The following is a 25,269-nucleotide window of genomic DNA, read 5'->3' as shown; positions in this document are numbered from 1 at the left end:
TCCGACGACATGAGCGAACTGATTCAGCTGACGGCCGCGGAGCTCGCGGCGGAACTCGCCTCGGGCGGGATCTCCTCCGAGGAGGCGACGCGCGCGCACCTCGACCGCATCGCCGAGGTCGACGAGCAGGTGGGCGCCTTCCTCGCCACGGACGCGGAGGCCTCCCTGGCCGCCGCCCGCGGCATCGACGCGCGCCGCGCCGCGGGCGAGCAGCTCGGCGAGCTCGCGGGCGTCCCGCTCGCGGTGAAGGACGTGCTCGTGACGACCGACATGCCGTCGACGTCGGGCTCCCGGATCCTCGAGGGCTACATGTCGCCCTTCGACGCGACGGCGGTCGCCAGGTCGCGCGCCGCCGGCCTGGTCTCCATCGGCAAGACCAACATGGACGAGTTCGCAATGGGATCCTCCACCGAGAACTCCGCCTATCGGACGACGCGCAACCCGTGGTCGCTCGACCGCATCCCCGGAGGCTCCGGCGGCGGCTCGGCCGCGGCCGTCACCGCCTTCGAGGCGCCGCTCGCCCTCGGGTCCGACACCGGCGGCTCGATCCGGCAGCCCGCCGCCGTCACCGGCTCGGTCGGGGTGAAGCCCACCTACGGCGGCGTGAGCCGGTACGGGGCGATCGCCCTCGCCTCCTCGCTCGACCAGATCGGCCCGTGCGCCCGCACCGTGCTCGACACGGCCCTGCTGCACGACGTGATCGCGGGTCACGACGTGCACGACTCCACCTCGCTCGACTTCGCCTGGCCCTCGATGGCCGAGGCCGCTCGCGGGGGCGCCGATCCCGCCTCACTCAGGGGGCTGCGCGTCGGGGTCGTCAAGCAGCTCCAGGCCTCCGGCGTGCAGGCCGGGGTGCGGACGCGTTTCGAGGAGGCGCTCGCGCTCCTCTCCGCGCAGGGCGCGGAGATCGTCGAGATCGACGCCCCCCACTTCGAGTACGCGGTCGCGGCCTACTACCTGATCCTGCCGGCCGAGGCCTCGAGTAACCTCGCGAAGTACGATTCCGTCCGCTTCGGCCTGCGCGTCGAGCCCGCGGGCGGAGGCACCGTCGAGAGCGTGATGAGCGCCACCCGCGCCGCGGGCTTCGGCCCCGAGGTGAAGCGCCGTATCATCCTCGGCACCTACGCGCTGTCGGCCGGCTACTACGACGCCTACTACGGCAGCGCCCAGAAGGTGCGCACCCTGATCCAGCGCGACTTCTCCTCGGCCTTCGAACGGGTCGACGTGATCGCCTCGCCGACCGCGCCGACGACCGCTTGGAGACTCGGCGAGCACGCGGGGGATCCGATGCAGGACTACCTGAACGACGCGACCACGATCCCCGCGAACCTGGCCGGGATCCCGGGCCTCAGCCTGCCGATCGGCACCGCCGCGGAGGACGGGCTGCCCGTCGGTCTGCAGCTCATGGCCCCGGCGTTCGAGGATGCCCGGCTGTACCGCGCGGGCTCGGCGATCGAGCAGCTGATCCGGGACCGCGACGGCGGCCCGTTCTGGGCCCAGGCCCCGGCGCTCGTCGGATCGCAGCCCCTCGACGGTGCCTCGAACGGAAAGGCGGCCCGCTGATGGCCCAGACGACACTCATGGACTTCGACGCGGCCCTCGAGCTCTTCGAACCGGTCATCGGGCTCGAGGTGCACGTCGAGCTCAACACCCGGACGAAGATGTTCTCGACCGCTCCCAACGTGTTCGGATCCGACCCCAACACGAATCTCGCCCCCGTCTGCCTCGGCCTGCCCGGCTCGCTGCCCGTGCTGAACGAGCAGGCCGTGCGCTACTCCATCAGCCTGGGCCTCGCCCTCGGCTGCGAGATCGCGGAGCGCTCCGGCTTCGCCCGCAAGAACTACTTCTACCCCGACATGGGCAAGAATTACCAGATCTCGCAGTACGACGACCCGATCGCCCACGACGGCTCCGTCGAGATCGAGCTCGCCTCCGGACGAGTGGTGCACGTGCCGATCGAGCGGGCGCACATGGAGGAGGACGCGGGCAAGCTGAATCACGTCGGCGGCTCGACGGGGCGCATCCAGGGGGCGGAGTACTCGCTCGTCGACTACAACCGCGCCGGCGTCCCCCTCGTCGAGATCGTGACGCGCCCGATCTTCGGCGGGGAGGGCGACACCCCCGAGATCGCGGCCGCCTACGTCTCGACGATCCGCGACATCGTCGTGGCGCTCGGCATCTCCGACGCCCGCATGGAGCGCGGCAACATCCGCTGCGACGCGAACGTGTCGCTGCGTCGCCGCGTGCCAGCGGGCGGGCCGGCCCAGCCGCTCGGCACCCGCACGGAGACGAAGAACGTGAACTCGCTGCGGTCCGTCGAGCGGGCCGTGCGCCACGAGATCCAGCGGCAGGCCGCGATCCTCGAGGGCGGCGGCTCGATCGTCCAGGAGACCCGTCACTGGCACGAGGACACGGGGGAGACCTCGCCCGGGCGGCCGAAGTCGGACGCCGACGACTACCGCTACTTCCCCGAGCCCGACCTCGCCCCCCTCACGCCCTCGCGCGAGCTGGTGGAGGAGCTCCGGGCCGAGCTGCCCGAGCACCCGACGCTGCGCCGCCGCCGCCTCCGCGCCGACTGGGGCTTCACCGCCCTGGAGTTCCAGGACGTCGTGAACTCGGGCCTGCTCGGCGCGGTGGAGGAGACGGTGGCCGCCGGCGTGCCGTCGCAGACCGCGCGCAAGTGGTGGACGGGCGAGATCGCACGCATCGCGAACGAGCGCTCCGCGGTGTCGTCCGACCTCATCACGCCCGCCCAGCTGGCCTCGGTCGTCGCGCTCGTCGACGAGGGGACCCTCAACGACAAGCTGGCGCGCCAGGTGATCCAGGGCATTATCGACGGCGAGGGCACGGCGCAGGAGATCGTGGCGGCCCGCGGGCTTGCGATCGTGTCGGACGACGGCGCGCTCATCGAGGCGGTCGACGCGGCGCTCGCCCAGCAGCCCGACGTGCTGGCCAAGATCCGCGACGGCAAGGTGCAGGCCGCGGGCGCCATCATCGGCGCCGTCATGAAGGCGATGCGCGGGCAGGCCGACGCGGCCCGCGTGCGCGAGCTCGTGCTGCAGCGCGCGGCGGGATAGCGGGAAGCGGAGCTTTCCGCCCCGCCGCGGTGCCGCACACGGCGGCAGCCCACGGAGCGGAGCGAGGGGCGGCGGCGGGATAGCGGGAAGCGGAGCGGGGTCCGGGGCCTCCCGGACCCCGCGCGGCTCAGCGCGTGTCCTCGTCGACCCAGTCCATGGACTTGGTGACGGCCTTCCTCCAGAGGCGCAGCTGACGCTCCCGCTCGGCGGGCTCCATGGCGGGCTCCCAACGGCGATCCTCTCGCCAGTTCGCCCGCAGCTCCTCCGGGCCCGACCAGAACCCGACCGCCAGGCCGGCGGCGTACGCTGCGCCGAGCGCGGTGGTCTCCGCGACGACGGGGCGCACGACCGGGACGCCGAGCACGTCCGCCTGGAACTGCATGAGCGTGTCGTTGGCGACCATGCCGCCGTCGACGCGGAGCTCCGTGAGCGGCACGCCGGCATCGGCGTTCACCGCGTCGAGCACGTCCCGGGTCTGGAACGCGACGGCCTCGAGCGCGGCGCGCGCGATGTGCCCGCGGTTGGAATGCCTCGTGAGCCCGACCAGCGCGCCCCGGGCGTCCGGGCGCCAGTACGGCGCGAACAGGCCCGAGAAGGCGGGAACGAGGTACACGCCGCCGTTGTCGGGGACGGAGGCGGCGAGGCGCTCGACCTCCGGGGCGCTGTCGATGAGCCCGAGCTGATCCCTGAGCCACTGCACCAGGGATCCGGTGACGGCGATCGACCCCTCGAGCGCGTACGTGGCCGGTTCGTCCCCGAGCCGGTAGCCGACGGTGGTGACGAGGCCGTTCGCCGAGTGGACGATCTGCTCCCCGGTCTGGAAGATCAGGAAGCAGCCCGTGCCGTAGGTGTTCTTGCTCTCGCCCGCGGAGAAGGCGGCCTGGCCGAATGTCGCAGCCTGCTGGTCGCCCAGGATGCCGGAGATCGGCGTCTCCCGCAGCAGCGAGGAGCTCTCGGCGTGGCCGTAGATCTCCGAGGACGACCGGATCGTCGGCATCATGGAGCGGGGCACCTCGAACTCGGCGAGGATGTCGTCACGCCACTCGAGGGTCTCGAGGTCCATGAAGAGGGTGCGCGACGCGTTGGTGACATCCGTGACGTGCACGCCGCCCTCGACCCCGCCCGTCAGGTTCCACAGCACCCAGCAGTCGGTCGTGCCGAACAGCAGATCGCCGGATTCGGCCCGCTCCCGCGCCCCCTCGACGTTCTCGAGGATCCAGGCGATCTTCGAGGCGGAGAAGTAGGTCGCGAGGGGCAGCCCGGTGATCTGCGCGAAGCGGTCCGCGCCGCCCCGCGCCGCGATCCGGTCCACGATGCTCTGGCTGCGGGTGTCCTGCCACACGATGGCGTTGTACACGGGCTCGCCCGTGCGGCGGTCCCAGACGACGGTCGTCTCGCGCTGGTTGGTGATGCCCGCAGCCGCGATGTCGTGCCTCGTGAGGCCCGCCCTGCCGAGCGCCGTCCCGACGACCTCCTGGACGTTCCTCCAGATCTCGACGGGGTCGTGCTCGACCCAGCCCGCCTGCGGCATGATCTGACGGTGCTCCTGCTGCCCGACCGAGACGATGCCGCCGGCGCGGTCGAAGACGATCGCCCGCGTCGAGGTGGTTCCCTGGTCGATGGCGATGATGTAGCGGGGCATCGGAGCTCCTTCGCGAGACGGATGCGGTGGGCGGATCGCGGCACCGCGTCACCTGCCAGCCTAGGGGAGGGGAACGGCGGCGCTCAGAGCGGTGCGGCGCCGGGGCGGCCGAGCTCGACGCGATGCGCATCGCGCAGGATCGCGGCGGCCCGCTCGACCTCCTCGCGCACCCGCTCCCCGTCCCAGCCGAGCGCCTCGGCGACGGCCTCGGCCGCCTCCTCGAGCGCCGCGACGCTCAGCCCGCCGACGAAGGCGACGGAGGTGCGGCGCAGCAGCAGGTCGTCGAGGTGGAGGACGTGCTCGGTGCGCGCGAGGTGCGCGAACTCCTCGGCGGAGTGGCCGGGGAGCCGGGGGAGCTCGCGCGGCGAGGCGGGCAGCGCGCGCAGCACCTCCGCGGCCCTCGTGCCGTACCGGTCGAGCAACGCGCCCGCCAGCTCGGGGTCGTGATCGCCGCGGTGCCTCGCGATCCAGAGCGCGCGGCCGGCGGCGTCGCGCGGATAGCCCGCTCCGCCGCCGATCGGCGTGTTCCTCGTGCTCACCCTGCGCCTCCTGCCGAGCAGGCGGAGGGTCTCGTCGCCGAGGTGCTCGGCGAGGGCTCGGAAGGTGGTCCACTTGCCCCCGACGAGGCTCAGCACGCGCACCCGTCCGATCCAGCCGGGCACGATGCGGTAGTCGCGGGACACGAAGCCGGGCGCCGTGTCGTCGTGCCGCGGCAGCGGCCGGATGCCCGAGAAGGTGTAGACGATCTGCGATCGGTCGATCCGGATCGACGGGAAGACGTGCCCGGCCAGCTGCACGAAGTAGTCGATCTCCTCGTCCGTGCACCGCTGCGGCTCGCGGGGATCCGCGTCGATGTCGGTCGTGCCGATCATCACGCGGCCCTTGAGCGGGTAGATCAGCACGATGCGCCCGTCGGAGTTCTCGAAGAATATCTCGCGGCCGGCGGTGGCGGCGTGCAGCTCGGGGTGGTCGAGCACGATGTGCGATCCCTTCGTGCCGCCCATGTACGAGGTGGGGGCGCCGAGCGCGGCGTTGGTGAGATCGGTCCACGGGCCGCTCGCGTTGACGACGATGTCGGCCTCGAACGCGAACTCCTCGCCCGCGGCCTCGTCGCGCAGCCTCACGCGGCCGTCGTGCAGCCCGATCGCGGCGAGATAGTTCGCGGCCCGGGCCCGCTCCCCGCCCGCGGCCGAGCCGTCCGCGAGCACGTCGAGGGCGAGCCGCTCGGGATCGTGCATGGACGCGTCGTAGTAGCTCGCGGTGTAGCGCACGCTCCGGTTCAGCCGGGGCAGCTCGGTCAGCGAGCGCCGGGCGCCGTGGAAGCGGTGGCGCGGCACGCGACCGCCGGCCCGGGAGAAGGTGTCGTAGACGAGCAGGCCGAGCTTGATGAGCAGTGCTCCGCGCTCGCGGGGCCTGCCGCGCCCGTGGGTCACGAGCAGTCGGAAGGGGGCCGTGAGCACCCCGGAGAAGGTCTTGAAGATCGGGATCGTGGTCTGCAGCGGCTTCACGTAGTGCGGCGCGTTCCTGATGAGCCGATTGCGCTCGAGAACGGCCTCCTGCACGAGCCGGAGCTCGCCGTTCTCGAGATACCGGATGCCGCCGTGCACCATGTGGCTCGACGCCGAGGAGGCGCCCGAGACGAAGTCGCCGCGCTCGACCAGGGCCACGTCGACCCCCTGCAGCGCGAGTTCGCGGAACGTCGCGATGCCGTTGATGCCTCCGCCGATGATGAGCACCTCGGCGCGCGGGCGATCCCGGAGGGCGGAGACCTCGGGTCGGACGCCGGTCTCTCGCGATTCGATCACGATCTGCTCCTCTCGAAGCCGGGGAACTCCTGCCCGCAGCCGCCCGTGCGCTCGCCCGTGCGGCTGCTCGATCCCTACGCTACAAGACGGAGCCGACATCGGCTCCTCCGCGTCCTCCCAGACCCCGCAGACGGATCGGCGCCGCTCGCCCGCTCGCGCGTCCTCCGCCCGCTCGCCGGTGTCGGAGGCGTGTGGTGCAATGGATGCATGACCGACGGACGACGCGAGGCCTCCATGCTGCACGTCGACATGGACTCCTTCTTCGTCTCCGTCGAGCTGCTGGAACGGCCCGAGCTGCGCGGCCTCCCCGTCGCGGCGGCCCATGACACGGCCCGCTCCGTGGTGTCGAGCGCCAGCTACGAGGCGCGCCGATTCGGCGTGCGCTCCGCGATGCCGGTCGCCCGGGCGAAGCAGCTCTGCCCGCGGCTCGTCCTCATCCCCCCGGTGCACGCGAAGTACCGCGAGGCCTCGCGACGCGTGATGGAGGTGTTCGCGGAGTTCACGCCGCTCGTCGAGCCGTTGAGCATCGACGAGGCGTTCCTCGACGTGGCGGGGTCCATGCGCCTCTTCGGCCCGCCCGCCGAGATCGCCCGCCTGCTGCGCGAGCGGGTGCGGGAGACGACGGGGCTGCCCGCATCGGTGGGGCTCGCCGGCACCAAGTTCGTCGCGAAGCTCGCGTCGCAGCGCGCGAAGCCCGACGGCGTGCTCGAGATCCCGCCCGGCCGCACGCTGGAGTTCCTGCACCCGCTGCCGATCGAGGCGATGTGGGGCGTCGGCCAGGCCACGAGTCGCGCGCTGCGCTCGCGTGCGATCCACACGATCGGCGACCTCGCGGTGGAGCCCATGGAATCGCTGCGGCGCGTCGTCGGCGAGGCGAACGCCCGCAGGCTGCACGAGCTCGCGAACGGACGCGACGCCAGGCGGGTCGAGACGACGCGCATCGAGAAGAGCATCGGGCACGAGGAGACCTTCGCGGAGGACCAGACCGATCCGGCGCTGCTCGAGCGCGAGCTGCTGCGGCTCGCCACCCGAACCGGCGAGCGGCTGAGGCAGCACGGGGTCGAGGCGCGGACGGTCGCCATCAAGGTGCGCTGGGAGAGCTTCGAGACGGTGACCCGTTCGCGCACCCTGCCCGAGGCGACGAACGCGACGCAGCGCATCTACCGCACGGCCCGCGAGCTCTTCGCGGCGCTCGGCGCCGCCGGCCGCCCGGTGCGCCTCATCGGCGTGCGGGCCGAGCAGCTCGTCGCCGAGGGCAGCGAGGCGATGGGGCTGTGGAGCGAGGACGAGGGGTGGAAGGCCGTCGATCAGGCGGTCGACGAGGTGCGGGGCCGCTTCGGCAGCCTCGGCGTCACCTCGGCGCGGCTGCTCGCCCCGCGCGAGGACGTCGTCGACCACCGCTCGCTGGAGCCGCCGGCCTGACGCGCCGGACTGACGCGCCGGGGCGGGGTCGGCACGAACCGCCTCAGCCCTCCGGAACGGGCGGGGTCATCCGGAGCACCGAATCGAGGATCGCCGCGAGCCAGTCGTAGACGAGCACCGTGCCGCGGGTCTCCTCGTCGTGCAGCAGCAGCGCGTGGTCGCTCTCGTGCTCGAGCCCCACGCGGGCCGCGATGGCGAGACGCAGCGAGGTGAGGGTGCGCACCCACACCGGGAGCGTCTCGGGAGTGATCTCCAGCTCGACCGGATCCTCGACCTCCGGACCGCCGCCCAGGCCGAGCGCGGAGGTCACCGACATCGCGTCCTGCAGCTTCCGGTTGAGCAGTCCCTGCTCCGTGACCCTGCGGAACCCGGCGGCCTCCTCGTCTCCCTCGTACGCGTCGGGGAAGAGCCGGGCGAGCGCGGGATCGGCCGGCCGCTCGTCGGTGCCGCCGACCTCGAGGCTCGCGAACAGCGGATCCGGGTCGAGCGCCGTGCGGCTGTGCCCCTGCAGCAGCTCGATGAGCTGGCCGACGAGCTGATCCAGCAGGGCCGCCTCGTCGGGGTCGAGCCGCAGCCGCAGGCCGCCGCCGGGGAGGGGGAGCAGCCTCATGCCGGTCCTCCCTGCCGCACGGTCGCCCACAGGCCGTACCCGTGCATCGCCTCGACGTGCATCTCCATCGCCTCGCGACCGCCCTCCGCGACGACCGCACTGCCTTCCTGGTGCACGCGCAGCATCAGCTCCTCCGCCCGCTCGCGGCTGAAGCCGAAGTGGGCCTGGAAGACGTAGGAGACGTACGACATGAGATTGACGGGGTCGTCCCACACCACCGTCTGCCACGGGCGCTCGGGCGCCCGCTGCTCGCTCTGCCGCCGCTCGGCGCCGACGTCCGTCGCGGGCATCAGCCCCACCCCAGCTCGTGGATCCGCTCCTCGGTGATCCCGTAGAAGTGGGCGATCTCGTGCACCAGCGTGACCCGGATCTCGCTGATCAGCTCGTCGAGATCCTCGCAGTGGGCGAGCAGGTTCTCGCGGAAGAGGGTGATCCGGTCGGGCTCCTCCCCGTAGCCGTACTGGGTGCGATCGGCGAGCGAGAACCCCTCGTACACCCCGAGGATCCCGCTCCCGTCCTTCGGCTTGTCCTCGACCAGGAAGATCACGTTGTCGAGCGCGGCGAGCATGTCGTCGTGCAGGCTGTCGAGCCCGTCCGAGACGAGCGCCTCGAATTCCTCGTGCGACAGGGTGAGCATGATTTCAGCCTACACAGCGGCCTCGGCGGGGTACACCCCGTGGGGGGACGGCCGGGCGCCGCCCCGCATGTCATGATTGACACTGCCGAGCTGCCGCGCCCCGCGCCTCGACCGAGGGGCGGGTTCGCCGAGACATGGGTGGGAGATGGGTCGTGCTCATACGCGAGGATACGACGAAGCGGGACCTCCTCTTCGCCCTCCCGTTCGCGGGCCTCGCCCTCGGCGCCATCGGATACGGCGCCTTCGAGATCGTCGTGTCCGGGCCCCCGTCGTGGACGCTCGTGATCGCGCTGGTGGCCGGCGTGATCATCTGCGGGCCCTTCCAGATGCGCGTCGGGCGCCATCCCGAATCACCGCTCGTGGGCGTGACGCTCGTGATGCTCGCCATCCACCCCCGCGACCACTCGCACCTCCTCGACGTCTGCATCTGGACGTTCGGGGTCGCGATCTCCCAGGCGATCGCCCGCCGCGATCTCCTCCAGACGCTCTACGCGACGGGGGTGAGCTCCGCCGGCGCCTTCGCGTTCGTCGCCATCGGACTCGGGCTCGGCGGAACGACCGGCTGGGCGGCGCTCGGCCTGCTGGTGGGGACCGCCGCCTACTACGGCCTGGTCGTCCTCGTCGAGCTCGCGCGGCAGCGGCTCCGTCCGGCGTCCGACCGCGCCTTCGGCGTCTCGGCCGTCAGCCCCTCCCGGATCGGGCTCGTCGTCCTCATCGTCGCCGCGACGGCCGCGCTGATGAGCTCCCTCGACTCCACGGTCATCCCGTGGCTCGAGGGGGACCCCCGGGCGAACCGGACCCGGTTCCTGCTCCTGCTCACGGCGTCGGTGTTCTACATGCTCGCCCAGCGGCAGCGGTACGCGGACACCGAGCGTCGGCTGAGCGCGATCGTGGACGCGGCCGTCGAGCTGCCGAGGGAGTCCGGCGGCGGACTGGCCGCCGCCCTGCAGGATCGCGCGGAGGCCATCGTGCAGGCCGACCGCGTCGAGCTCCGCGACGAGGGGCCGGGGCGGAACGAGATCGGCGCCGAGGTGGCCGTCGAGGCGGATTCCGGCCGGTACGTGGTGGCCTCGCGTAGGATCGGCGGAGCGCCCTTCACCCGTGAGGACGAGCGCGCGCTGGCGACCCTCGCGCACGTGGCGAGCGAGGCGGCGCGGATGCAGGACGAGGTGCACGTGCTCGAGAGGCGCGCGAACAGCGACGCGCTGACGGGCCTGCCGAACTACGGGGCCTTCCAGGAGGCGCTCGTCGACGCGAACGAGAACCGCCCCTACCACGAGGGCATCGCCCTGCTCTTCATCGACCTCGACAACTTCAAGAAGCTCAACGACACCTTCGGGCACCGCGCCGGAGACGAACTGCTCAGGGCCATCGCCGGCCGCCTGCAGAGCGCGGCCGGCGGCGGGGGCTTCGTCTCGCGGGTCGGGGGCGACGAGTTCGTCGTCATCCTCTCCGGCCTGGTCTCGCTCGAGCAGGCCAGGGAGGCCGCCGACCGCATCGTCGAGGCGGTGAGCCAGCCGCTCGAGCTGGAGGGGCAGGACCTCCGGCCGGCGGTCAGCGCGGGCCTCGCCTTCTCGAGCCACCGCGAGCTCGACGCCCAGGCCCTCGTCGAGGACGCGGATCGGGCGATGCTGAAGGTCAAGCGCTCGCGCCGCGACGGAGCCGCCGAGGGCAGCAGCGTGGGCATCTCCTCGCACCGCTCGAGCCGCACGAACGACATCGTGGCGAGGGCGATCCGCGAGGGCCGGCTGTCACTCGCCTTCCAGCCCATCGTGAGCCTCGATGAGGGGAGGATCTGGGCGTTCGAGGCGCTCGTGCGCTATGTCGACCCCGAGCTCGGCCCCATCTCCCCGCCCTCGCTCGTAGCGAGGGCGAAGAGCCTCGGCCTGATGAACGAGCTCACGGAGCAGGTCGTGACGAAGGCCCTCGACGCGGCCGAGAAGTTCCGCCGGCTCGAGCCGGGCATCGCGTGCATCACGGTGAACCTCGAGCTGGGGCAGATCAGCGACGCCGAGCTCGGTCCGTTCATCCGGGAGGCCTCCCTCGCCCACCCCGAGATCTCCCTCTGCATCGAGCTCAACGAGCGGTCCCTGCGCGCCGCCACCGACGAGCTGCGGCGCGACGCCGAGGAGATGCAGGCCGCCGGGGTGACCATCGCGCTCGACGACTACGGGTCCGAGGACTCCTCCGTCGGGGCGCTCGTGCACTTCCCGATGGACATCCTCAAGATCGACAAGAGCCTGATCAACGACCTCGACGACGTGCGTCAGCGCGAGGTGCTGAAGGCGCTGCAGGGGTTCGGCGACAAGCTGGGCTACACGATGGTCGTCGAGGGCATCGAGACGCCGGCCATGGTCGGGGTGATGACCGAGATCGGCGTGCGCAACGCGCAGGGCTATCACTTCGGCAGGCCGCTCTCGCTCCCGCTCACGATGGACCGCATCCGGCGCTGGGGGTCGCGCGCGAGCATCGACTGAGCGCCAGGGATCCCGGCCCCCGAGCGCCACCGCGTGCGGGGACGCCGGCCCCCGGCGCGCCGAGCGGGCTCAGTAGTCGGGTTCGGACTGCGAGCGCGGGGTCACGTCGACCCCGGTGCTGAGCCGGGAGATCGCCTCGTCCGCGACGAACTCCGGATCCGGCTCGATGAAGGCGTCGACGACGCCCACGAAGGCGAGCGCGGCGATCGACCAGGGCTCGGGGCCGTCCTCGACCTCGAGGTCGAAGTGGGCCTCGACCAGCGCGGGGACCGTCGCGCGCACGATCCCGAGGCCCTCGATGACCGACGCCGCCGCCACGACGAAGGGCTGGTAGTCGTCGTGGAACATGGGCTTCAGCCGGTAGCCGATGGTGGGCAGCACGTTGCGGTAGAAGCTCTCCATGGTCTCGACGAAGGAGAGCTCGCTGGCCCGGAGGGCGTCGAGCACGCGGGTGCGGGATCGCCCCTCGGGCCAGGACGTGATCGTCGTGGAGAGCGCGGCGTAGGTGCGCCACTTGCTCGACGCCGTGACGACGTCGAAGTTGTACTGCGCGGCCGTGCGGATCACGTCGATGAGCACCCGGCGCCGACCCTCGGCCGAGCGCAGGTCGTCGCTGCGCATGCTCAGGTACTGCCAGGTGGTCAGCAGCGTCTCGGTGTCGGCGCGGTCGATCCGCGCCCGGTTCGCCAGCTCGCAGAACAGATCGGTGAGGAACGCCTCGTGCGACGGCCAGACCTGCGCGAACTGCTTCGCTGAGACCCCGGCCTCGCCCGAGAGCCGCTCGACGAGCGCCGCGTCGACGCTGAGGGAGAGGCCGACCGACTCCACGTGGCGCATCGCGCTGTCCAGGACCCTGAGCCGCACGTCGTCGGAACCCGGCCAGGCTCGCAGGCCGCTCGCCCGATTCCAGTTGTCTTCCGGCACCGTTGCTCCAATCGCGACGTCGTAATTTTGGTACATCGTACCAACGCGGGCGGTCTCATCGGGGGTTTCGCGCCGGGCCCCGCGCGGCCCTCGCGCGCCGCGCCGTGTCGTCGCGACGACGGATTCGGGGGAAGGTGGGGCAGAATGAGTATCACAGGAGCCGTCCGAGCGCAGCCCGGCGGCCCATAACTGTGCGCGGCGAACGAGGCCGTGCGGCATCTAGGAGGACCCCGGCGTTGTCCCGCATCGATCGCTCTGTCTCGAATCACGACGTCATCCCCGTGATCGGATCCGACCTCTTCTCCCACGACCCGACGGCACGACTCGCCTGCGGCGTGCTCGCCGTCGACGGCGTCGCGATGCCCGGTCTCGAGGCGGAGTACGCCGCCCACTTCCGGCTGCGCCGGAAGGTCTACGTCGAGCAGACCGGCCAGCTCGCCGAGAGCGACCTCCAGTCCGACGGCACGGACCGGGATCCCGACGACGCGCGATCGGTCACGTTCGGCGTGTTCGAGAACCACGGGGCGGGAGTGCGGGTGGTGGGCGTGTCCCGGCTCATCCTGCGCGGGACCGAACGGCCGCTGCCGGTCGAGGACTTCTGCCCCGACGCGTTCGCGCCGGGAGACCTCACGCCCCGGAGCGTCGAGGTCTCCCGCGTGATCGCGCGCCACGAGGCCGCCGCGCTGCAGGACGCGGTGCAGTGGCACCTCTTCGCGCTCATGCTCGCCTACATCGCCAACCACGGGCTGGAGCGCACCTTCGCCATCATCGAGCCCTGGTTCGAGCGCCACCTGAGGGGCGCCATCGCGATCGCGCGCATCGGGGAGCCGCGGTACGTGGAGCACTACCTGGACTACAACCTCCCCATCGAGATCGACATCCCGGCGTCGGCGGAACGGGTGAACGCGCGGGGCGGGGGGTTCATCGACCGCTATCGGTCCGCGGAGCCCGCGATGACGTACCTCGGGCGGGTCTCCACGGGCACCTGCGGCGAGCGGGCCGCCTGATGACGTCGAGAACCGTCGCCGCGCCCGAGTTCTCGCGCAACTACGGGTTCTGGAGCGAGGACGAGCAGCGGGCGCTCATGAGCGGGAAGGTCGCGATCGCCGGGGTCGGCGGCGACGGCTTCCAGCTGGGCCTCAAACTCGCGCGGATGGGGGTCGCCCGCTTCAGCATCGCCGACCCCGAGGTGTTCGAGCCGGAGAACGTCAACCGGGTCGAGGGGGCGACCGCGTCGTCGTTCGGCAGGAACAAGGCCGAGGTCTTCCGCGAGCGGGTGCTCGACATCAATCCGGACGCCGAGGTCGAGACGTTCCTCGGCGGCGTCGTCGAGGACACCCTCGATCCGTTCCTCGACGGCGCATCGCTCGTGCTCGACGAGTCCGAGCTCACGAGGCCCGAGATCGGCACGCTCGTCGCGCGGGGGGCGAGGGCGCGCGGCATCCCCGACCTCCTCGTGATGAACGTCGGCTTCGCCGCGCAGGTCACCTCGTTCGCGCCCGACTCGCCGTGGACCTTCGAGCGGCTCATGGGGTTCTCCCCGGACGCGCCCCTCGACGAGATCGCGGAGGCGGGCGTCGATCTCGCCCGCTGCCTGCCCTACATCCCGCCGTACACGGATCTGCGGTCGCTGCGGGCGGTGCTCGGCGAGGGGGGCGCCCCCGCAGCGCCGCTCCCGTCGATCTCGATCGGCGTCGATCTCGCCTCCGCCATCGGGACCGCGCAGGCGTTCCTGCATCTGACCGCCGGGGTCGGCAACCGCCGCAGGCAGCCCGTCTGGGCTCCCCGAGTGGCCTACACCGACGCCTACCGGATGCGCACCCGCGTCGTGCGGGCGGGTAGGCCCGCCCACACGCGGCACCTCCTCCTCGCCGCAGCCCGGCAGCGGCTCGGGCTCAATCCGCTCGGCAGCTACACGCTCGCCGACATCGCCCGCCGCTCGATGTGACGCCCGGGCCGCTTCGGGCGTCACATCGAGCGCCGGGGCTCAGCGCCGGAGCGCGGCTTCCGGGGCCAGCACGATGTCGAAGCGCACCCGGCTCCAGGCTCCGCTCACATCCCGTCCGTCCGGCGTGGGCGTACCCGCGGGCTGCGGCTCGAACTCCTTGACCAGGGACTCCTTCACCCCGAACACGCTGTCGGAGTCGAGCAGCTCGTCGCCCGCCACGAAGATGTGGGTCACGAGGCGGCGGTACCCGGCTCGGTCGACCAGGAAGTGCAGATGCGAGGCGCGGTACGGCGACCGCCCGACGGCGTCGAGCATCCTGCCGACGGGGCCGTCGTAGGGGATCGGGTACGGCGTCGGGGTGATGCCCCAGAACGCGTAGCGGCCCGCATCGTCGCTGAAGAGATGGGCGCGGGCCGCCGTGCGCTCGTCGTCGTACTGCACGTCGTACAGGCCGTCCTCGTCGGCCTCCCAGACCTCGATGAGCGCGCCGGGCACCGGGTTGCCGTCGGTGTCGGTGACGGTGCCCTCGACCCAGCAAGGCTCGCCCGTGGCGCCGAAGGACATGTCGCCGCCGATGGCGATCTCGGGGGAGCCCTCGACGAAGAAGGGGCCGAACACGGTCGCCTCGGTCGCGTCGGCGTAGGCCTCGTTGTTCACGGCGACGGTCTGCATCGAGGCGCCGAGCACGTCGGAGAGCAGGATGAACTCCTGCCGGTGGTCGTCGGTGATGTCGCCGGCCTCTCTGAGGAAGGCGATCGCCCGGTTCCACTCCTCCTCGGTCAGGCGCACGTCCCTGATGAACGCGTGCAGGTGGCGCACGAGACCGGCGAGCACCCGCCGCAGCCGCGGATCGGCGCAGGAGTCGAACGACCGGATCACCCGCTCGGTGAGCTCCTCCTCGCGCTGCCGCTGCTCCTCGCCGATGTCGGGGATCGTGCTCACTTCGGCTCCTCTCCGGCCCAGGCCGCGTGCAGCAGCTCGACGAGGCCGTCCTCGGTGACGGGAGCGGGGTTGCCGGCCGGAACGAGCGGCACCGTCGCAGCGGCAGCCGCCGCGAGGCCGTCCTCCGGCAGGCCGTAGTCCTTGAGCGCCCTCGGCGAGCCGAGGGCCTCGCGAAGCCGGCGCAGGCCCTCGTTCGCGGTGGGGGCGCCGAACGCCGCGGCGATGCGCGCCTCGGCGTTCGGCGCGAACGAGCCGTTGAACGCGAGCACGTGCGGCAGCACGACGGCGTGGGTCTGCGCGTGGGGCAGGTCGAACATGCCGCCGAGCACGTGGCAGATCTTGTGGTGCAGGCCGGAGCCAGCCGAAGCGAACGCCACGGCCGAGACGTAGGCGCCGTGCAGCACGAGTTCGCGGCCGTCCAGGTCCGAGGGGTCGTTCACGAGACGCGGCAGGCCCGAGGCGAGCGACTGGATGCCCTCGCTCGCCATGGCCGCGTTGATCGGATCGGCCCGGGGCGCCCAGAGCGAGTCGATGCAGTGCGCGAGGGCGTTGAGACCGCTGGCGACGGTCAGCTCGATCGGCAGCGACAGCGTGAGCTCGGCGTCGTAGACCACCGCTCGCGGCAGCACGCGGGGGTCGACGCCGGTGGTCTTCACGGAGCCCTCGGTGAGGCCCCAGACGTTGGTGGCCTCGGATCCCGCGTACGTCGTCGGTACGGCGACGATGGGCACGCCGCTCGTGAGCGCGACGGCCTTCGCGAGGCCCGTGGTCGAACCGCCGCCGACGGTGACGAGCACGTCGACGTTCTCCGAGGCGGCGACCGCGCGTGCGCGCTCGGCCACCTCGACGGGCACGTGGGGCGCGACGTCGTCGTGCTCGACCGCGATCGGCAGGCCGGCGGTGATACGCTCGGCGAGCGGCCGCTCGGCGGGTGCGGCGATGACCATCGCCCGCGAGGCGCCGAGCTCGTCGATCTCCTGAGCGAGCTGCTCGCGGGCCTCCCCGGAGGCGAAGCGCACCCGCTGGGGCAGTGAGTCGTGGATGAATCTCATAGTGACCTTTCGAGGTATTCGCCGGTTCGGCGGCTTCGGCCGTTCCCCGCGCCTGCGTCGTCGCCCGGGCGGCACTCCATGCCTATCGCGTGCTCGAATCGGGGAGACCCGATCGGTTCGCTGACCGAACCCCGGCGGTGGAAACGGTGGGTATAGTTGGTGCCCATGCGAGGAGCGACGGCGCACTCGGACGACGGCTCGGGGATGAGCGGGAAGGGGGCCGCGGTGGCGGAGGAGGCCGGTGACGACACGGTGCTGGGGAAGGTGCGGCTGCTGCTCGAGGCCTTCTCGGGGAGCGTTCACACGCTCGGCCTGACGGAGCTCTCGCAGCGGTCCGGGGTCTCGAAGGCGAGCACCTTCCGCCTCGCCCAGCAGCTCGTCGAGCACGGCCTTATGGACAAGACCCCGAAGGGCTACCGCCTCGGATGGCTGATCTACGAGCTCGGGCAGCACGTGCCCGGCCCCGCGCGCCTGCGGACGGTCGCCCGCCCGACGCTCGTCGACCTGCGCGCCGCCACCAAGGCGCTCGCGGTGCACCTCGCCATCCCGCACGGCGACGACGTCGTGTACCTGGACCGGATCGGGGGTCGCAGGGAGATCGCGATCCTCGCGGCGGTCGGGGGGTCGGTGCCGGCCGAGGAGACGGTCTCGGGGCGCGTGCTGCAGGCCTACTGGGCGGGCGACGACGAGACGATCGCCCCGGAGCTGCGGGCCGAGTACGCGGAGATCCGCGAGCGGCGGTGGGCGAGCGAGCAGGGGCTGGTCGTCCCGGGCGCGAAGACCTACGCCGTGCCGGTCTCGTACCGGGGAGGCAACCACGTGATCGCCGTCATCTCGGCGACCGTGCGCGCGGAGCGCCACGACGACCGGACGACCATCCACGCGCTCTGGGCGGCCGCCACCGAGATCTCCCGCGCCATGCTCCGCACCCCGGTTCATTGAGCAGACCGGAGCCTCTTCCGGCGGCCGCCTCCTGACCTAGTGTCGGGGCCAGGCGATGACCCGGTCATCGCGAATGACAGCACGAGGGAGTGACATGGCCACGCAGGAAGTTCTCGACAGCCTCTTGAAGCGGATCGACGCGCTGGAAGCGGAGGCGGACATCCGCCGGGTGCAGGCGCGCTACATGTTCCTCTGCGACACGCCGCTGCCCGAGCCCGGGGTGACCGACGACGCCGAGCGCATCGAGCTCATCCTCGAGCTCTACACCGAGGACGCGGTGTGGGAGGGCGTCGGCGAGTACTACGACGATCAGTTCGGACGAGCGGAGGGGAAGGACGCGATCCGGCGTCACTTCCAGGGGTTCTGGGGCACCAGGCAGGATCCGCTGCTGCTGCTCAACGCCCACTACCTGACGTCCGAGCAGATCCATGTGACGGGCGACACGGCGACGGGGCAGTGGATCCACATGCAGCCCTGGCTGTTCTCCGACGGCAAGGCGCTGCTGCGCTCCAGCCGGCTCAACAACGCCTTCCGCAGGGAGGACGGGGTGTGGAGGATCACCCGCACCCGCACCGAGAACGTCTTCGTGGCGCCGCTGCCCAACGACTTCGCCGAGGCATTCCCCTCGCAGTCGGTCCTCATGGACGCGTAGACGACATGGCGCTCCACCATGCAGACCTGACCCCGGGGCGCGAGGTCCTCGAGGACACGCCGGTCGTGCACATCGTCGACGACGACGAGGGGGTGCGCAACTCCCTCGCATATCTGCTGCAGAGCGTCGGGATCGTGGCGCTCACCTACCCCGATGCGCCGTCGTTCCTCGGCGAGTTCGACGAGGAGGAGCCCGCGGTCGTCATCCTCGAGCTCCGGATGCGCGGCCTGAGCGGCCTGCTGCTCCAGGAGCAGCTGCTCGAGCGCGACTATCCCGCGCCGGTGCTCTTCTGCTCGGGGCACGGCAACGTGCCCTCGGCCGTCCGCGCGATGCGCGCCGGCGCGGTGGGGTTCTTCGAGAAGCCGTACGAGCCGCAGACGATGGTCGAGACCGTGCAGGCGCAGCTCTCCGCGGCGAGGGACGCGTTCGCCGCCCGCTCGGCGAGGCGCGAGCTGAGCGCGCGCCTGCACGGCCTGACGCCCCGGGAGCGCGACGTGCTGCGCCTCGTCATGGACGGCCTGTCGAGTCAGCAGATCGCCACGAGGCTCAGCGCGAGCGTGAAGACGGTCGACGTGCACCGCACGCGCATCCGGGCCAAGACCTCCGCGGAGAGCCTGGGACGACTCGTGCGCGATCTCTACCTGCACCGCCTCACGGTCTGAGGCGCTCCTGCACCCAGGCGGCGGTGCCCAGCAGCCGCGACTCGCGGTTCGGCTCGCCGATCAGCTGCACGCCGAGCGGACGCCCTCCCGGGTCGTGCAGGCCGGGCACCGCGACCACCGGCAGCCCGAGCGCCTGCCACGCCCGGCTCAGGATCGGATCGCCCGTCGCCGACAGGCCCTCGGGGGCGGCGCCCAGCGCGGCGGGGCCGATGATCGCCGCGCCCTCCGCGGTCAGCGCCTCGACGCGTCGCCGTGCCCGCTCGATCACCCCGCGAGCCTCGTCGTAGTCGGCGCGCGGGATCCCGCGTCCGCCCTCGAGCAGCGCGCGCAGCTGGGGGCTGAGGCGCTCGGGCCGGGCGAGCTCCTCGGCGCGCTCGACGGCCGCCTCGTACCCCATCACGACGAGGTGCGCGGCGGTGGCCTCGTCCACCAGCGCCGGCTCCGGGAACCGTTCGATCTCGGCGCCCCGGGAGCGCAGGGCGGAGATCGCCTCGTCCACGGCCGAGGCCATGTCGTCGGAGACGCCGCCGAGCGACGCCGCATCCCACACCAGCAGCCGCGGCGCCTCGACGCGCTCGACGGCCTCCCCGCTCACCGCCGACCAGGCCACGCCGAGATCCTCCGCGCCGGCGGCGAAGAACCCGTGGCTGTCGAGGCTGCGCGCGAGGCCCACGACGCCGTCCGCGGCGAAGCGCCCCCGCGTCATGACGAGCGCGGCCACTCCGCAGAAGGCCGCCGGCCGGGTGACGGAGGCGGCGGTCTGCGAGCCGAGCGCGAGCGGCACCTGGCCCGACGCCACGGCCGCTGCGGAACCGCTGGACGAGCCCCCCGGGGTGCGGCCGGGAGCGGCCGGATTGCCGGTCGGGCCGGGGGCGAAGTAGGCGAACTCCGTGGTCACGGTCTTGCCGACGGGGATCGCGCCGGCCGCGCGCCAGGCGGTCACGATCCCGGCGTCCGAGGCGCTCGCCGGCGCGCCGGCCCGCAGCGCGGAACCGCACCGCGTGGGGAGCCCCCGCACGTCGATGATGTCCTTGACGCCGATCGGCGCACCGGCGAGCGCCCCGCGACCCGCCGGCCGTCGCCCGGCGCCGCCGGATGCCGGACCGGAGGCGTCCCGCGCACCGGCGCGCTCGAAGTCGGTCACGACCCAGGCCCGGATCGCGGCGTCCGTCGCGTCGATGCGCTCGCGGGAGCGTTCGAGCGCGTCCGCGGGAGCGAGCGCGCCCGATCGGAGGTCCGCGACGAGCTCGGCGAGGGACCACGGCGCGAATGCGCTCACCCGTCGCTCCAGACGACATCGGCGACCCAGTAGTCCTGACCGACCGGGCTCACCCGGTGCCGCCACTCGGAGGTGCGCTTGAGCGTCGGCTCGACGCGGGCGGTGACGCGATCCGCGGCCTCGGGGCCGTCCTCGGGAACCCCCCAGTGGACCCAGTTGAGCTCGTTGCCCTCGAGATCGTGCGTGAACAGATCCACGTGCTTCCAGCCGTACCCGAAGGTGTCGAGGTAGCAGACCAGGGTCATCCGGCGCTGGTCGTCCGGCGTGTCCAGTCGCAGCATCAGTGTTCCTCCTCGGTGGTGATCACATTCCTCGCGCCGGTGAACCGGCGGGGTCCGTCGGCCTCGGGCCGCCCCTCCCGGCCGTCGACGGGTCGGGCGGCGTCGCACGCCGGGCACCCGGGCCTGCCGGCCTCGCCGAGCAGCGCGAAGGCCGTCATCGTCGCGGCGGCCTCCTCGAGGCTGCGCATGGCGCCGTCGATGCCGCGCATGATCTCGCCGCCGAGCTCCTCGGGCACGACCGGGTGGGCGGCGAGGGACCGCGTACGCGCTCGGACGCCCGCCAGATAGTTCTCTGCCGAGACGAGCGGGGCCGCGAGCGCGTGGAGCACCGCGTCGATCGCCTCGTCGGGGTGTGGGTCTTGGGCCGACATGCCCCCAGGCTATGCGGAGACGATGGCGCGGGGCAGATGGGATGTGCCGTACGGGCGTAGGGGAAACCCCTATGACGCTGAGGGGATCGCCAATTATCCCGGGCCTCTCGGATTTCTAGACTGATGCCCGTACTTCAGCCGCCGGCCGCATCGTCGGGGGCAATCGCACCCTTGAATGGAGGCAGTTCGGTGACCGTTGAGTTCACAGAGGAGAATGTCTACGAGTTCGAACCCGCCGATCTCGTGCTCGAGGATCGCGTCGCGGGCCGCATGTACACGGACCCGGAGATCTTCGAGGAGGAGATGACGAAGATCTTCGAGCGGACCTGGGTCTGGGTCGCGCACATCAGCGAGCTGCCCAAGGCGGGCGCGTTCAAGGCGACCCACGTCGGCAGGCAGCCGGTGATCGTCTCCCGCGACCGCAAGGGCAACATCCACACGATGCTGAACCGCTGCCGCCACCGCGGGGCGACCGTGTGCGAGACGCGGTCCGGCGTCGTCAACGGCTTCACCTGCCCCTATCACGCGTGGTCGTACGGCCTCGACGGCGCCCTGCGGGGGATCCCGTACCCCGAGGGGTACGAGGGGATCATGGACAAAAAGAACATGGGCCTCAAGAAGCTGCGCACCGAGCAGTACAACGGCATGATCTTCGCGACGTTCAACCACGACATCGAGCCGCTCGAGGACTTCCTCGGCGACGTCAAGATGTGGATCGACCGCTTCATGGCCCAGGGCGCCGGGTACCCCCTCAAGGTCCTCGGCACGCACCGGTTCACCTTCAAGGGCAACTGGAAGATCCAGCTCGAGAACACGACCGACGGCTACCACTTCCCGATCGTGCACCGCTCGTGGATGGCGACGGTCGACAGCGAGACGGCGGAGATGATGAGCTTCATGACGGATCCCTCCGCCGTCACCCACGTGCTCGGCAACGGGCACTCCGTGATGCAGATGGTGCCCGAGCACTCGGATCTCGAGGCCGACGACGGCAGCGAGCCGCTGCAGCCCCGCTTCGACGGTCTCGTGGCCGACCTGCGGGCGAACGGCGTCTCGGAGGAGGAGATCCGGAGGCTCGTCTACTCCATGCACGGCACCGGCTTCAACCTGAACCTCTTCCCGAACGTGTCGATGTCGATCTCCTTCTTCCGCACGCTGCGGCCGGTGTCGGTCGACGAGACCGTCATCGAGCACATCGCGATAGGCCCCGACGGCCCGCCCGAGATCGTCGATCGCGTGAACCGGGAGCGCATGCGCGCGCACGAGAACTTCCAGGGACCCTTCGGCTTCGGCACCCCGGACGACGCGGAGGGCTGGGACCGGGTGCAGCGCGGCGCCGTCGGCGGCCCCGAGCTGCCGGTGATGGTGAACCGCGGATCCGCCCGGGAGACGCGGACGGAGGAGGGGTGGCCGACCTCGCACGTGACCGACGAGTCGGGCATGCGCGCGGCCTACTACAAGTGGAAGGAAATGATGAGCGATGACTGAATCCGCAGCATCGAAGGTGAAGCCGGGCGCGTGGCTGACCGGTCGCAGCACCTACAAGCGCCCCCTGTCCTACTCCGGCGTCTCGGTGGCCGACCCCAGGGTCGCCCGAGCGGTGGATCTCGTCTCCTACGAGGCGGAGCTGCTCGATCGCAAGAACTACGAGGAGTGGCAGGAGCTCTACTCGGAGGACGGCATCTACGTGATCCCGATCGATCCCGAGACCGAGGACTTCGCCGGCAGCCTGAACATGGTGTTCGACGACGACGCCATGCGGCGCTCGCGCGTGGTGCGCCTGACGGAGGGGTACGCGATCGCCGCGGTGGACGCCGCGACGACGGTCCGCACGCTGGGCCGGTTCATCTGCGGCGAGGTCGACGACGACGGGGTGCTGCTCCGCGCGGCGCAGGTGATCGTGGCCTACAAGCGCGGCACGCACCACCTCTGGGCCGGCGACGTGGAGTACCGGGTCCGCTTCGGCGCCACCCCCGCCGACGATCGGATCGCGCTGAAGGTGATCCGGCTGATCGACAGCCAGGACTCCACGCCGGCCGCCGGGTTCCTGCTGTGAGCGGCGTCGTGGTGCGGGTGGCCGAGGTCACCGAGGAGACGCCCATCATCCGCACGCTGCGACTCGTGCACGAGGACGAACGCCCGTTCACCCCGTTCTCCGCGGGCGCCCACGTCGACATCACCGGCCCGACCGGCGTGCTGCGGCAGTACTCGCTCTGCAGCGCGCCGGGGGATCCGTCCTCGCTGCTCGTCGCGATCAAGCGCGAACCGGAGGGCGCCGGCAGCAGCGCCCTGCACCGGGTGGAGCCCGGCGACCGGCTGCTCATCGGCAAGCCCCGCAACCTGCTCGGGATCGCCGAGGACGCCGAGCAGCACATCCTCGTCGCCGGCGGGATCGGGGTCACCCCGCTGCTGTCCATGGCCTACGAACTCTACTCCCGGGGCGCCGTCTTCGAGCTGCACTACTTCGCCCGGTCGCGCGACGAGGCCGCCTTCGTCGATCTCCTCGAGGAGCGCGCCGAGTTCCGCGACCGGGTCCACCTGCATTTCGGCACGGAGCGCGCGGCCCGGCCCCAGCTCTTCGCCCGGATCATCTCCGACGCGACCGACAGCGCGGGGGCGACCGAGAAGACCCACGTCTACACCTGCGGTCCGGTCGGCTTCATGGAGCAGCTGGGCGCCGTCGTGGAGCCGGCTCTGGGGGAGCGCAACTTCCACGTCGAGCACTTCGAGGGGGTCGACATCGACACGAGCGGCGACACCGCGTTCACCGTCGAGCTCGACACCGGCGAGGAGTTCGAGATCCCGGCCGACCAGACGATCCTCTCCGTTCTCGAGGAGAACGGCATCGACGTCTTCAAGTCCTGCGAGGAGGGCGTCTGCGGCTCCTGCGTCAGCGGCCTGATCGAGGGCGTCGCCGACCATCGCGACAACTGCCTGTCGAAGGCCGACAAGGAGGCGGGCGGCGAGATCGCGCTGTGCGTGTCGCGGGCGAAGTCTCCGAGGCTGGTGATCGAGCTCTACTGACGCCGACGTCGAAGGGGGTGGATCCGCGGATCCACCCCCTTCATCATGCCGGCCCGGCGTCAGTCGACCCGTGACAGGGCGGCGTCGAGGGCGCGCACCATCTCCCTGGCCTCGTCGGCCTCGAGAGTCAGCGGCGGCGACAGGATGATCTTCGTGCCCGCGGGACGCACCACGACGCCCTCCTCCCGGGCGGCGGCCGCGATCCTGTGGGCGATGCCGCTCGACGGGTCGACGGACTCCCGGGTGCCCTTGTCGGCCACGAGGTCGATCGCGGCCATGAGGCCCTTGCCCCGGGTCTCGCCGACGTAGCGGTGGGACTCGAGGGCCTGCAGCTCGTCCTGCAGCACGGCCCCCACGAGGCCGGCGTTGCCCGGCAGGTCGTCGCGCTCGACGATGTCGAGCACGGCGAGGGCGGCCGCGGCGGCGGTGGGGTGCCCGCTGTAGGTGTAGCCGTGCATGATGACGTTCGAGAAGCCCGGCCCGTTCTCGATGGCGTCGGCGACCCTGCGGTTGAAGACCGTCGCGGCGAGCGGGATGTAGCCGGCGGAGATGCCCTTGGCGAAGGCCATGATGTCGGGCTTGACCCCCCATCCGCGGCTGCCGAGCATGTTGCCGGTGCGGCCGAACCCGGTGACGACCTCGTCGGAGATCATGAGGATGCCGTGGCGGTCGAGCACCTCCCGCACGCGCGGCCAGTAGTCCTCGGGGGGCACGATGACGCCCCCGGCTCCCTGCACGGGCTCAGCGATGAACGCCGCGATCGTCTGTCCGCCGAGGAACTCGATCCGCTCCTCGAGCTGACGGATCAGGTGGTCGGTGAGCTCGGCCGGGTCCTCCGTGTTCCACGGATTGCGGTAGAGGAACGGCGAGTCGAGCAGCTCGACCCCCGGCAGCAGCGGGCCGTGGTTGTAGTGGTAGACGGCGTTGCCGCCCACCGAGGTGCCGCCGATGTGCATGCCGTGGTAGGAGTTGCGCAGCGAGAGGAAGCGCACGCGGCCGGGCTCGCCCGCCGCGATCCAGTACTGGCGGGAGAGCTTGAGCGCGGTCTCGACCGCGTCGGAGCCGTTCGAGCCGAACAGCACGCGGTGCGCGTCCTCCTGAGCGAGCATGCCGACGAGGCGGTCGGCCAGGTCGTAGACCCGGGGGTGGGCGACGCCGTCGAACGACTGGTAGTACGCCAGCTGGTCCAGCTGCGCCTTGATGGCGTCCTTCACCTCGGCGCGGTTGTGGCCGACGTTGACGTTCCAGAGGCCGCCGACGCCGTCGAGCAGCCGATTGCCGTCCGCGTCGGTGACGTAGTTGCCCTCGCCCGAGACCACGATGAGGGTCTCCTGCGACGGATCCTGCTTCGACGGGCTCATCGGATGCCAGAAGTTCTTGGTCGCGGTCTTGTAGTCGCCGGCCGCGCGGATCGCGGAGTCGGGGGTGAGCACGGTCATGATCTGCACCTTTCCACCGCTTCCTCGCGGCGTCTGTCGTAGCTGCGCGGACGAGGGCGTGCGCGCATGCCGATAATTGTGCA

24 protein-coding genes are annotated in these 25,269 nt (G+C 71.7%); 12 read left to right on the top strand and 12 right to left on the bottom strand.

Annotation, left to right across the window (positions count from 1 at the left end; genetic code table 11):
* The first annotated feature begins 9 nt into the window (after positions 1-9).
* Positions 10-1,563 carry an Asp-tRNA(Asn)/Glu-tRNA(Gln) amidotransferase subunit GatA gene (gene gatA, locus JD276_RS13500; protein ID WP_200116186.1) on the top strand — a complete coding sequence of 518 codons (1,554 nt, stop codon included), beginning with the start codon at positions 10-12 and terminating at the stop codon, positions 1,561-1,563.
* Entirely contained in the window at positions 1,563-3,077 is a 1,515-nt protein-coding gene (gene gatB / locus JD276_RS13495) for an Asp-tRNA(Asn)/Glu-tRNA(Gln) amidotransferase subunit GatB (protein ID WP_200116185.1), read from the top strand. Before gatA ends, gatB begins: the two co-directional genes overlap by 1 nt.
* 127 nt (positions 3,078-3,204) lie before the next feature.
* Here the strand turns inward: gatB and glpK are convergent, their stop codons facing one another.
* Positions 3,205-4,719, bottom strand: coding sequence for a glycerol kinase GlpK (glpK, locus tag JD276_RS13490; RefSeq protein WP_200116184.1), 1,515 nt, complete (start codon positions 4,717-4,719; stop codon positions 3,205-3,207).
* 83 nt (positions 4,720-4,802) lie between these two features.
* A complete protein-coding gene (locus JD276_RS13485; protein WP_307866577.1) occupies positions 4,803-6,524 on the bottom strand; it encodes a glycerol-3-phosphate dehydrogenase/oxidase in 1,722 nt (573 codons plus the stop codon).
* A 207-nt stretch (positions 6,525-6,731) separates the two neighbouring features.
* On the opposite strand from JD276_RS13485, the gene dinB reads away from it, so the two are divergent.
* Positions 6,732-7,946: a DNA polymerase IV gene (gene dinB, locus JD276_RS13480; protein WP_200116182.1), complete on the top strand. Its 1,215-nt coding sequence runs from the start codon at positions 6,732-6,734 to the stop codon at positions 7,944-7,946.
* A 43-nt stretch (positions 7,947-7,989) separates the two neighbouring features.
* On the opposite strand, the gene JD276_RS13475 is transcribed toward dinB, so the two are convergent.
* Genes JD276_RS13475 through JD276_RS13465 form a run of 3 tightly spaced genes read right to left on the bottom strand, consistent with a single transcriptional unit; the run spans position 7,990 to position 9,193 of the window.
* Complete coding sequence (locus tag JD276_RS13475; RefSeq protein ID WP_200116181.1) at positions 7,990-8,556, bottom strand: DUF2017 family protein; 567 nt, start codon at positions 8,554-8,556, stop codon at positions 7,990-7,992.
* The gene (gene clpS, locus JD276_RS13470; protein ID WP_200116180.1) at positions 8,553-8,846 is read right to left on the bottom strand and encodes an ATP-dependent Clp protease adapter ClpS; all 294 of its coding nucleotides are present in this window, start codon (positions 8,844-8,846) and stop codon (positions 8,553-8,555) included. Before clpS ends, JD276_RS13475 begins: the two co-directional genes overlap by 4 nt.
* Positions 8,846-9,193 carry a metallopeptidase family protein gene (locus JD276_RS13465; RefSeq protein ID WP_200116179.1) on the bottom strand — a complete coding sequence of 116 codons (348 nt, stop codon included), beginning with the start codon at positions 9,191-9,193 and terminating at the stop codon, positions 8,846-8,848. The genes clpS and JD276_RS13465 overlap by 1 nt, the downstream gene beginning before the upstream one ends.
* A gap of 152 nt (positions 9,194-9,345) precedes the next feature.
* On the opposite strand from JD276_RS13465, the gene JD276_RS16375 reads away from it, so the two are divergent.
* Positions 9,346-11,670, top strand: coding sequence for a putative bifunctional diguanylate cyclase/phosphodiesterase (locus JD276_RS16375; protein ID WP_200116178.1), 2,325 nt, complete (start codon positions 9,346-9,348; stop codon positions 11,668-11,670).
* A 69-nt stretch (positions 11,671-11,739) separates the two neighbouring features.
* Here JD276_RS16375 and JD276_RS13455 read toward each other — a convergent pair whose 3' ends face one another.
* A complete protein-coding gene (locus JD276_RS13455; RefSeq protein WP_200116177.1) occupies positions 11,740-12,594 on the bottom strand; it encodes a hypothetical protein in 855 nt (284 codons plus the stop codon).
* 236 nt (positions 12,595-12,830) lie between these two features.
* Between JD276_RS13455 and JD276_RS13450 the strand changes: the two genes are divergently transcribed.
* Together JD276_RS13450 and JD276_RS13445 are read left to right on the top strand one after the other, a co-directional pair.
* Entirely contained in the window at positions 12,831-13,601 is a 771-nt protein-coding gene (locus JD276_RS13450; protein ID WP_200116176.1) for an N-acyl amino acid synthase FeeM domain-containing protein, read from the top strand.
* Entirely contained in the window at positions 13,601-14,542 is a 942-nt protein-coding gene (locus JD276_RS13445) for a ThiF family adenylyltransferase (RefSeq protein WP_200116175.1), read from the top strand. The genes JD276_RS13450 and JD276_RS13445 overlap by 1 nt, the downstream gene beginning before the upstream one ends.
* A gap of 39 nt (positions 14,543-14,581) precedes the next feature.
* On the opposite strand, the gene JD276_RS13440 is transcribed toward JD276_RS13445, so the two are convergent.
* Together JD276_RS13440 and JD276_RS13435 are read right to left on the bottom strand one after the other, a co-directional pair.
* Entirely contained in the window at positions 14,582-15,484 is a 903-nt protein-coding gene (locus JD276_RS13440; RefSeq protein WP_200116174.1) for a hydroxyquinol 1,2-dioxygenase, read from the bottom strand.
* Positions 15,481-16,536, bottom strand: a complete 1,056-nt coding sequence (locus tag JD276_RS13435) for a maleylacetate reductase (RefSeq protein ID WP_200116173.1) — start codon at positions 16,534-16,536, stop codon at positions 15,481-15,483. Before JD276_RS13435 ends, JD276_RS13440 begins: the two co-directional genes overlap by 4 nt.
* Positions 16,537-16,701: 165 nt before the next feature.
* On the opposite strand from JD276_RS13435, the gene JD276_RS13430 reads away from it, so the two are divergent.
* From JD276_RS13430 to JD276_RS13420, 3 genes are all read left to right on the top strand, one after another.
* Positions 16,702-17,478, top strand: a complete 777-nt coding sequence (locus tag JD276_RS13430; protein WP_200116172.1) for an IclR family transcriptional regulator — start codon at positions 16,702-16,704, stop codon at positions 17,476-17,478.
* 94 nt (positions 17,479-17,572) lie between these two features.
* Positions 17,573-18,130, top strand: coding sequence for a nuclear transport factor 2 family protein (locus JD276_RS13425; protein WP_200116171.1), 558 nt, complete (start codon positions 17,573-17,575; stop codon positions 18,128-18,130).
* Between the two features lie 5 nt (positions 18,131-18,135).
* Positions 18,136-18,792, top strand: a complete 657-nt coding sequence (locus tag JD276_RS13420) for a response regulator transcription factor (RefSeq protein WP_200116170.1) — start codon at positions 18,136-18,138, stop codon at positions 18,790-18,792.
* Here JD276_RS13420 and JD276_RS13415 read toward each other — a convergent pair.
* The 3 genes from JD276_RS13415 to JD276_RS13405 are packed head-to-tail and all read right to left on the bottom strand — an operon-like array spanning position 18,782 to position 20,723.
* A complete protein-coding gene (locus JD276_RS13415) occupies positions 18,782-20,071 on the bottom strand; it encodes an amidase (RefSeq protein ID WP_200116169.1) in 1,290 nt (429 codons plus the stop codon). The genes JD276_RS13420 and JD276_RS13415 overlap by 11 nt on opposite strands.
* Positions 20,068-20,352 carry a hypothetical protein gene (locus tag JD276_RS13410; protein ID WP_200116168.1) on the bottom strand — a complete coding sequence of 95 codons (285 nt, stop codon included), beginning with the start codon at positions 20,350-20,352 and terminating at the stop codon, positions 20,068-20,070. The genes JD276_RS13415 and JD276_RS13410 overlap by 4 nt, the downstream gene beginning before the upstream one ends.
* Entirely contained in the window at positions 20,352-20,723 is a 372-nt protein-coding gene (locus tag JD276_RS13405; protein ID WP_200116167.1) for a hypothetical protein, read from the bottom strand. The genes JD276_RS13410 and JD276_RS13405 overlap by 1 nt, the downstream gene beginning before the upstream one ends.
* A 189-nt stretch (positions 20,724-20,912) precedes the next feature.
* Between JD276_RS13405 and JD276_RS13400 the strand changes: the two genes are divergently transcribed.
* The 3 genes from JD276_RS13400 to JD276_RS16370 are packed head-to-tail and all read left to right on the top strand — an operon-like array spanning position 20,913 to position 23,747.
* The gene (locus JD276_RS13400; RefSeq protein ID WP_307866576.1) at positions 20,913-22,211 is read left to right on the top strand and encodes an aromatic ring-hydroxylating oxygenase subunit alpha; all 1,299 of its coding nucleotides are present in this window, start codon (positions 20,913-20,915) and stop codon (positions 22,209-22,211) included.
* Positions 22,204-22,779 carry an aromatic-ring-hydroxylating dioxygenase subunit beta gene (locus JD276_RS13395; protein WP_200116165.1) on the top strand — a complete coding sequence of 192 codons (576 nt, stop codon included), beginning with the start codon at positions 22,204-22,206 and terminating at the stop codon, positions 22,777-22,779. The genes JD276_RS13400 and JD276_RS13395 overlap by 8 nt, the downstream gene beginning before the upstream one ends.
* Positions 22,776-23,747: a PDR/VanB family oxidoreductase gene (locus JD276_RS16370; RefSeq protein ID WP_200116164.1), complete on the top strand. Its 972-nt coding sequence runs from the start codon at positions 22,776-22,778 to the stop codon at positions 23,745-23,747. Before JD276_RS13395 ends, JD276_RS16370 begins: the two co-directional genes overlap by 4 nt.
* A gap of 59 nt (positions 23,748-23,806) precedes the next feature.
* On the opposite strand, the gene JD276_RS13385 is transcribed toward JD276_RS16370, so the two are convergent.
* Positions 23,807-25,186 (bottom strand): aminotransferase class III-fold pyridoxal phosphate-dependent enzyme, encoded by a 1,380-nt coding sequence (locus tag JD276_RS13385; protein WP_200116163.1) that lies wholly within the window; start codon positions 25,184-25,186, stop codon positions 23,807-23,809.
* Positions 25,187-25,269 lie beyond the last annotated feature (83 nt).

This window comes from Leucobacter chromiisoli, assembly GCF_016522505.1.
Classification (GTDB): Bacteria; Actinomycetota; Actinomycetes; order Actinomycetales; family Microbacteriaceae; genus Leucobacter; species Leucobacter chromiisoli.
This window is presented reverse-complemented; position numbering and strand designations above follow the sequence as displayed.

Coding starts and splice junctions, on each gene's coding strand:
- JD276_RS13410 (WP_200116168.1), bottom strand. CDS start 20,352: ATGCTGCGACTGGACACGCCGGACGACCAGCGCCGGATGACCCTGGTC.
- JD276_RS13405 (WP_200116167.1), bottom strand. CDS start 20,723: ATGTCGGCCCAAGACCCACACCCCGACGAGGCGATCGACGCGGTGCTC.
- gatA (WP_200116186.1), top strand. CDS start 10: ATGAGCGAACTGATTCAGCTGACGGCCGCGGAGCTCGCGGCGGAACTC.
- JD276_RS13385 (WP_200116163.1), bottom strand. CDS start 25,186: ATGACCGTGCTCACCCCCGACTCCGCGATCCGCGCGGCCGGCGACTAC.
- JD276_RS13445 (WP_200116175.1), top strand. CDS start 13,601: ATGACGTCGAGAACCGTCGCCGCGCCCGAGTTCTCGCGCAACTACGGG.
- clpS (WP_200116180.1), bottom strand. CDS start 8,846: ATGCCCGCGACGGACGTCGGCGCCGAGCGGCGGCAGAGCGAGCAGCGG.
- gatB (WP_200116185.1), top strand. CDS start 1,563: ATGGCCCAGACGACACTCATGGACTTCGACGCGGCCCTCGAGCTCTTC.
- JD276_RS13425 (WP_200116171.1), top strand. CDS start 17,573: ATGGCCACGCAGGAAGTTCTCGACAGCCTCTTGAAGCGGATCGACGCG.
- JD276_RS13395 (WP_200116165.1), top strand. CDS start 22,204: ATGACTGAATCCGCAGCATCGAAGGTGAAGCCGGGCGCGTGGCTGACC.
- dinB (WP_200116182.1), top strand. CDS start 6,732: ATGACCGACGGACGACGCGAGGCCTCCATGCTGCACGTCGACATGGAC.
- JD276_RS13420 (WP_200116170.1), top strand. CDS start 18,136: ATGGCGCTCCACCATGCAGACCTGACCCCGGGGCGCGAGGTCCTCGAG.
- JD276_RS13475 (WP_200116181.1), bottom strand. CDS start 8,556: ATGAGGCTGCTCCCCCTCCCCGGCGGCGGCCTGCGGCTGCGGCTCGAC.
- JD276_RS13465 (WP_200116179.1), bottom strand. CDS start 9,193: ATGCTCACCCTGTCGCACGAGGAATTCGAGGCGCTCGTCTCGGACGGG.
- JD276_RS13430 (WP_200116172.1), top strand. CDS start 16,702: ATGCGAGGAGCGACGGCGCACTCGGACGACGGCTCGGGGATGAGCGGG.
- glpK (WP_200116184.1), bottom strand. CDS start 4,719: ATGCCCCGCTACATCATCGCCATCGACCAGGGAACCACCTCGACGCGG.
- JD276_RS13435 (WP_200116173.1), bottom strand. CDS start 16,536: ATGAGATTCATCCACGACTCACTGCCCCAGCGGGTGCGCTTCGCCTCC.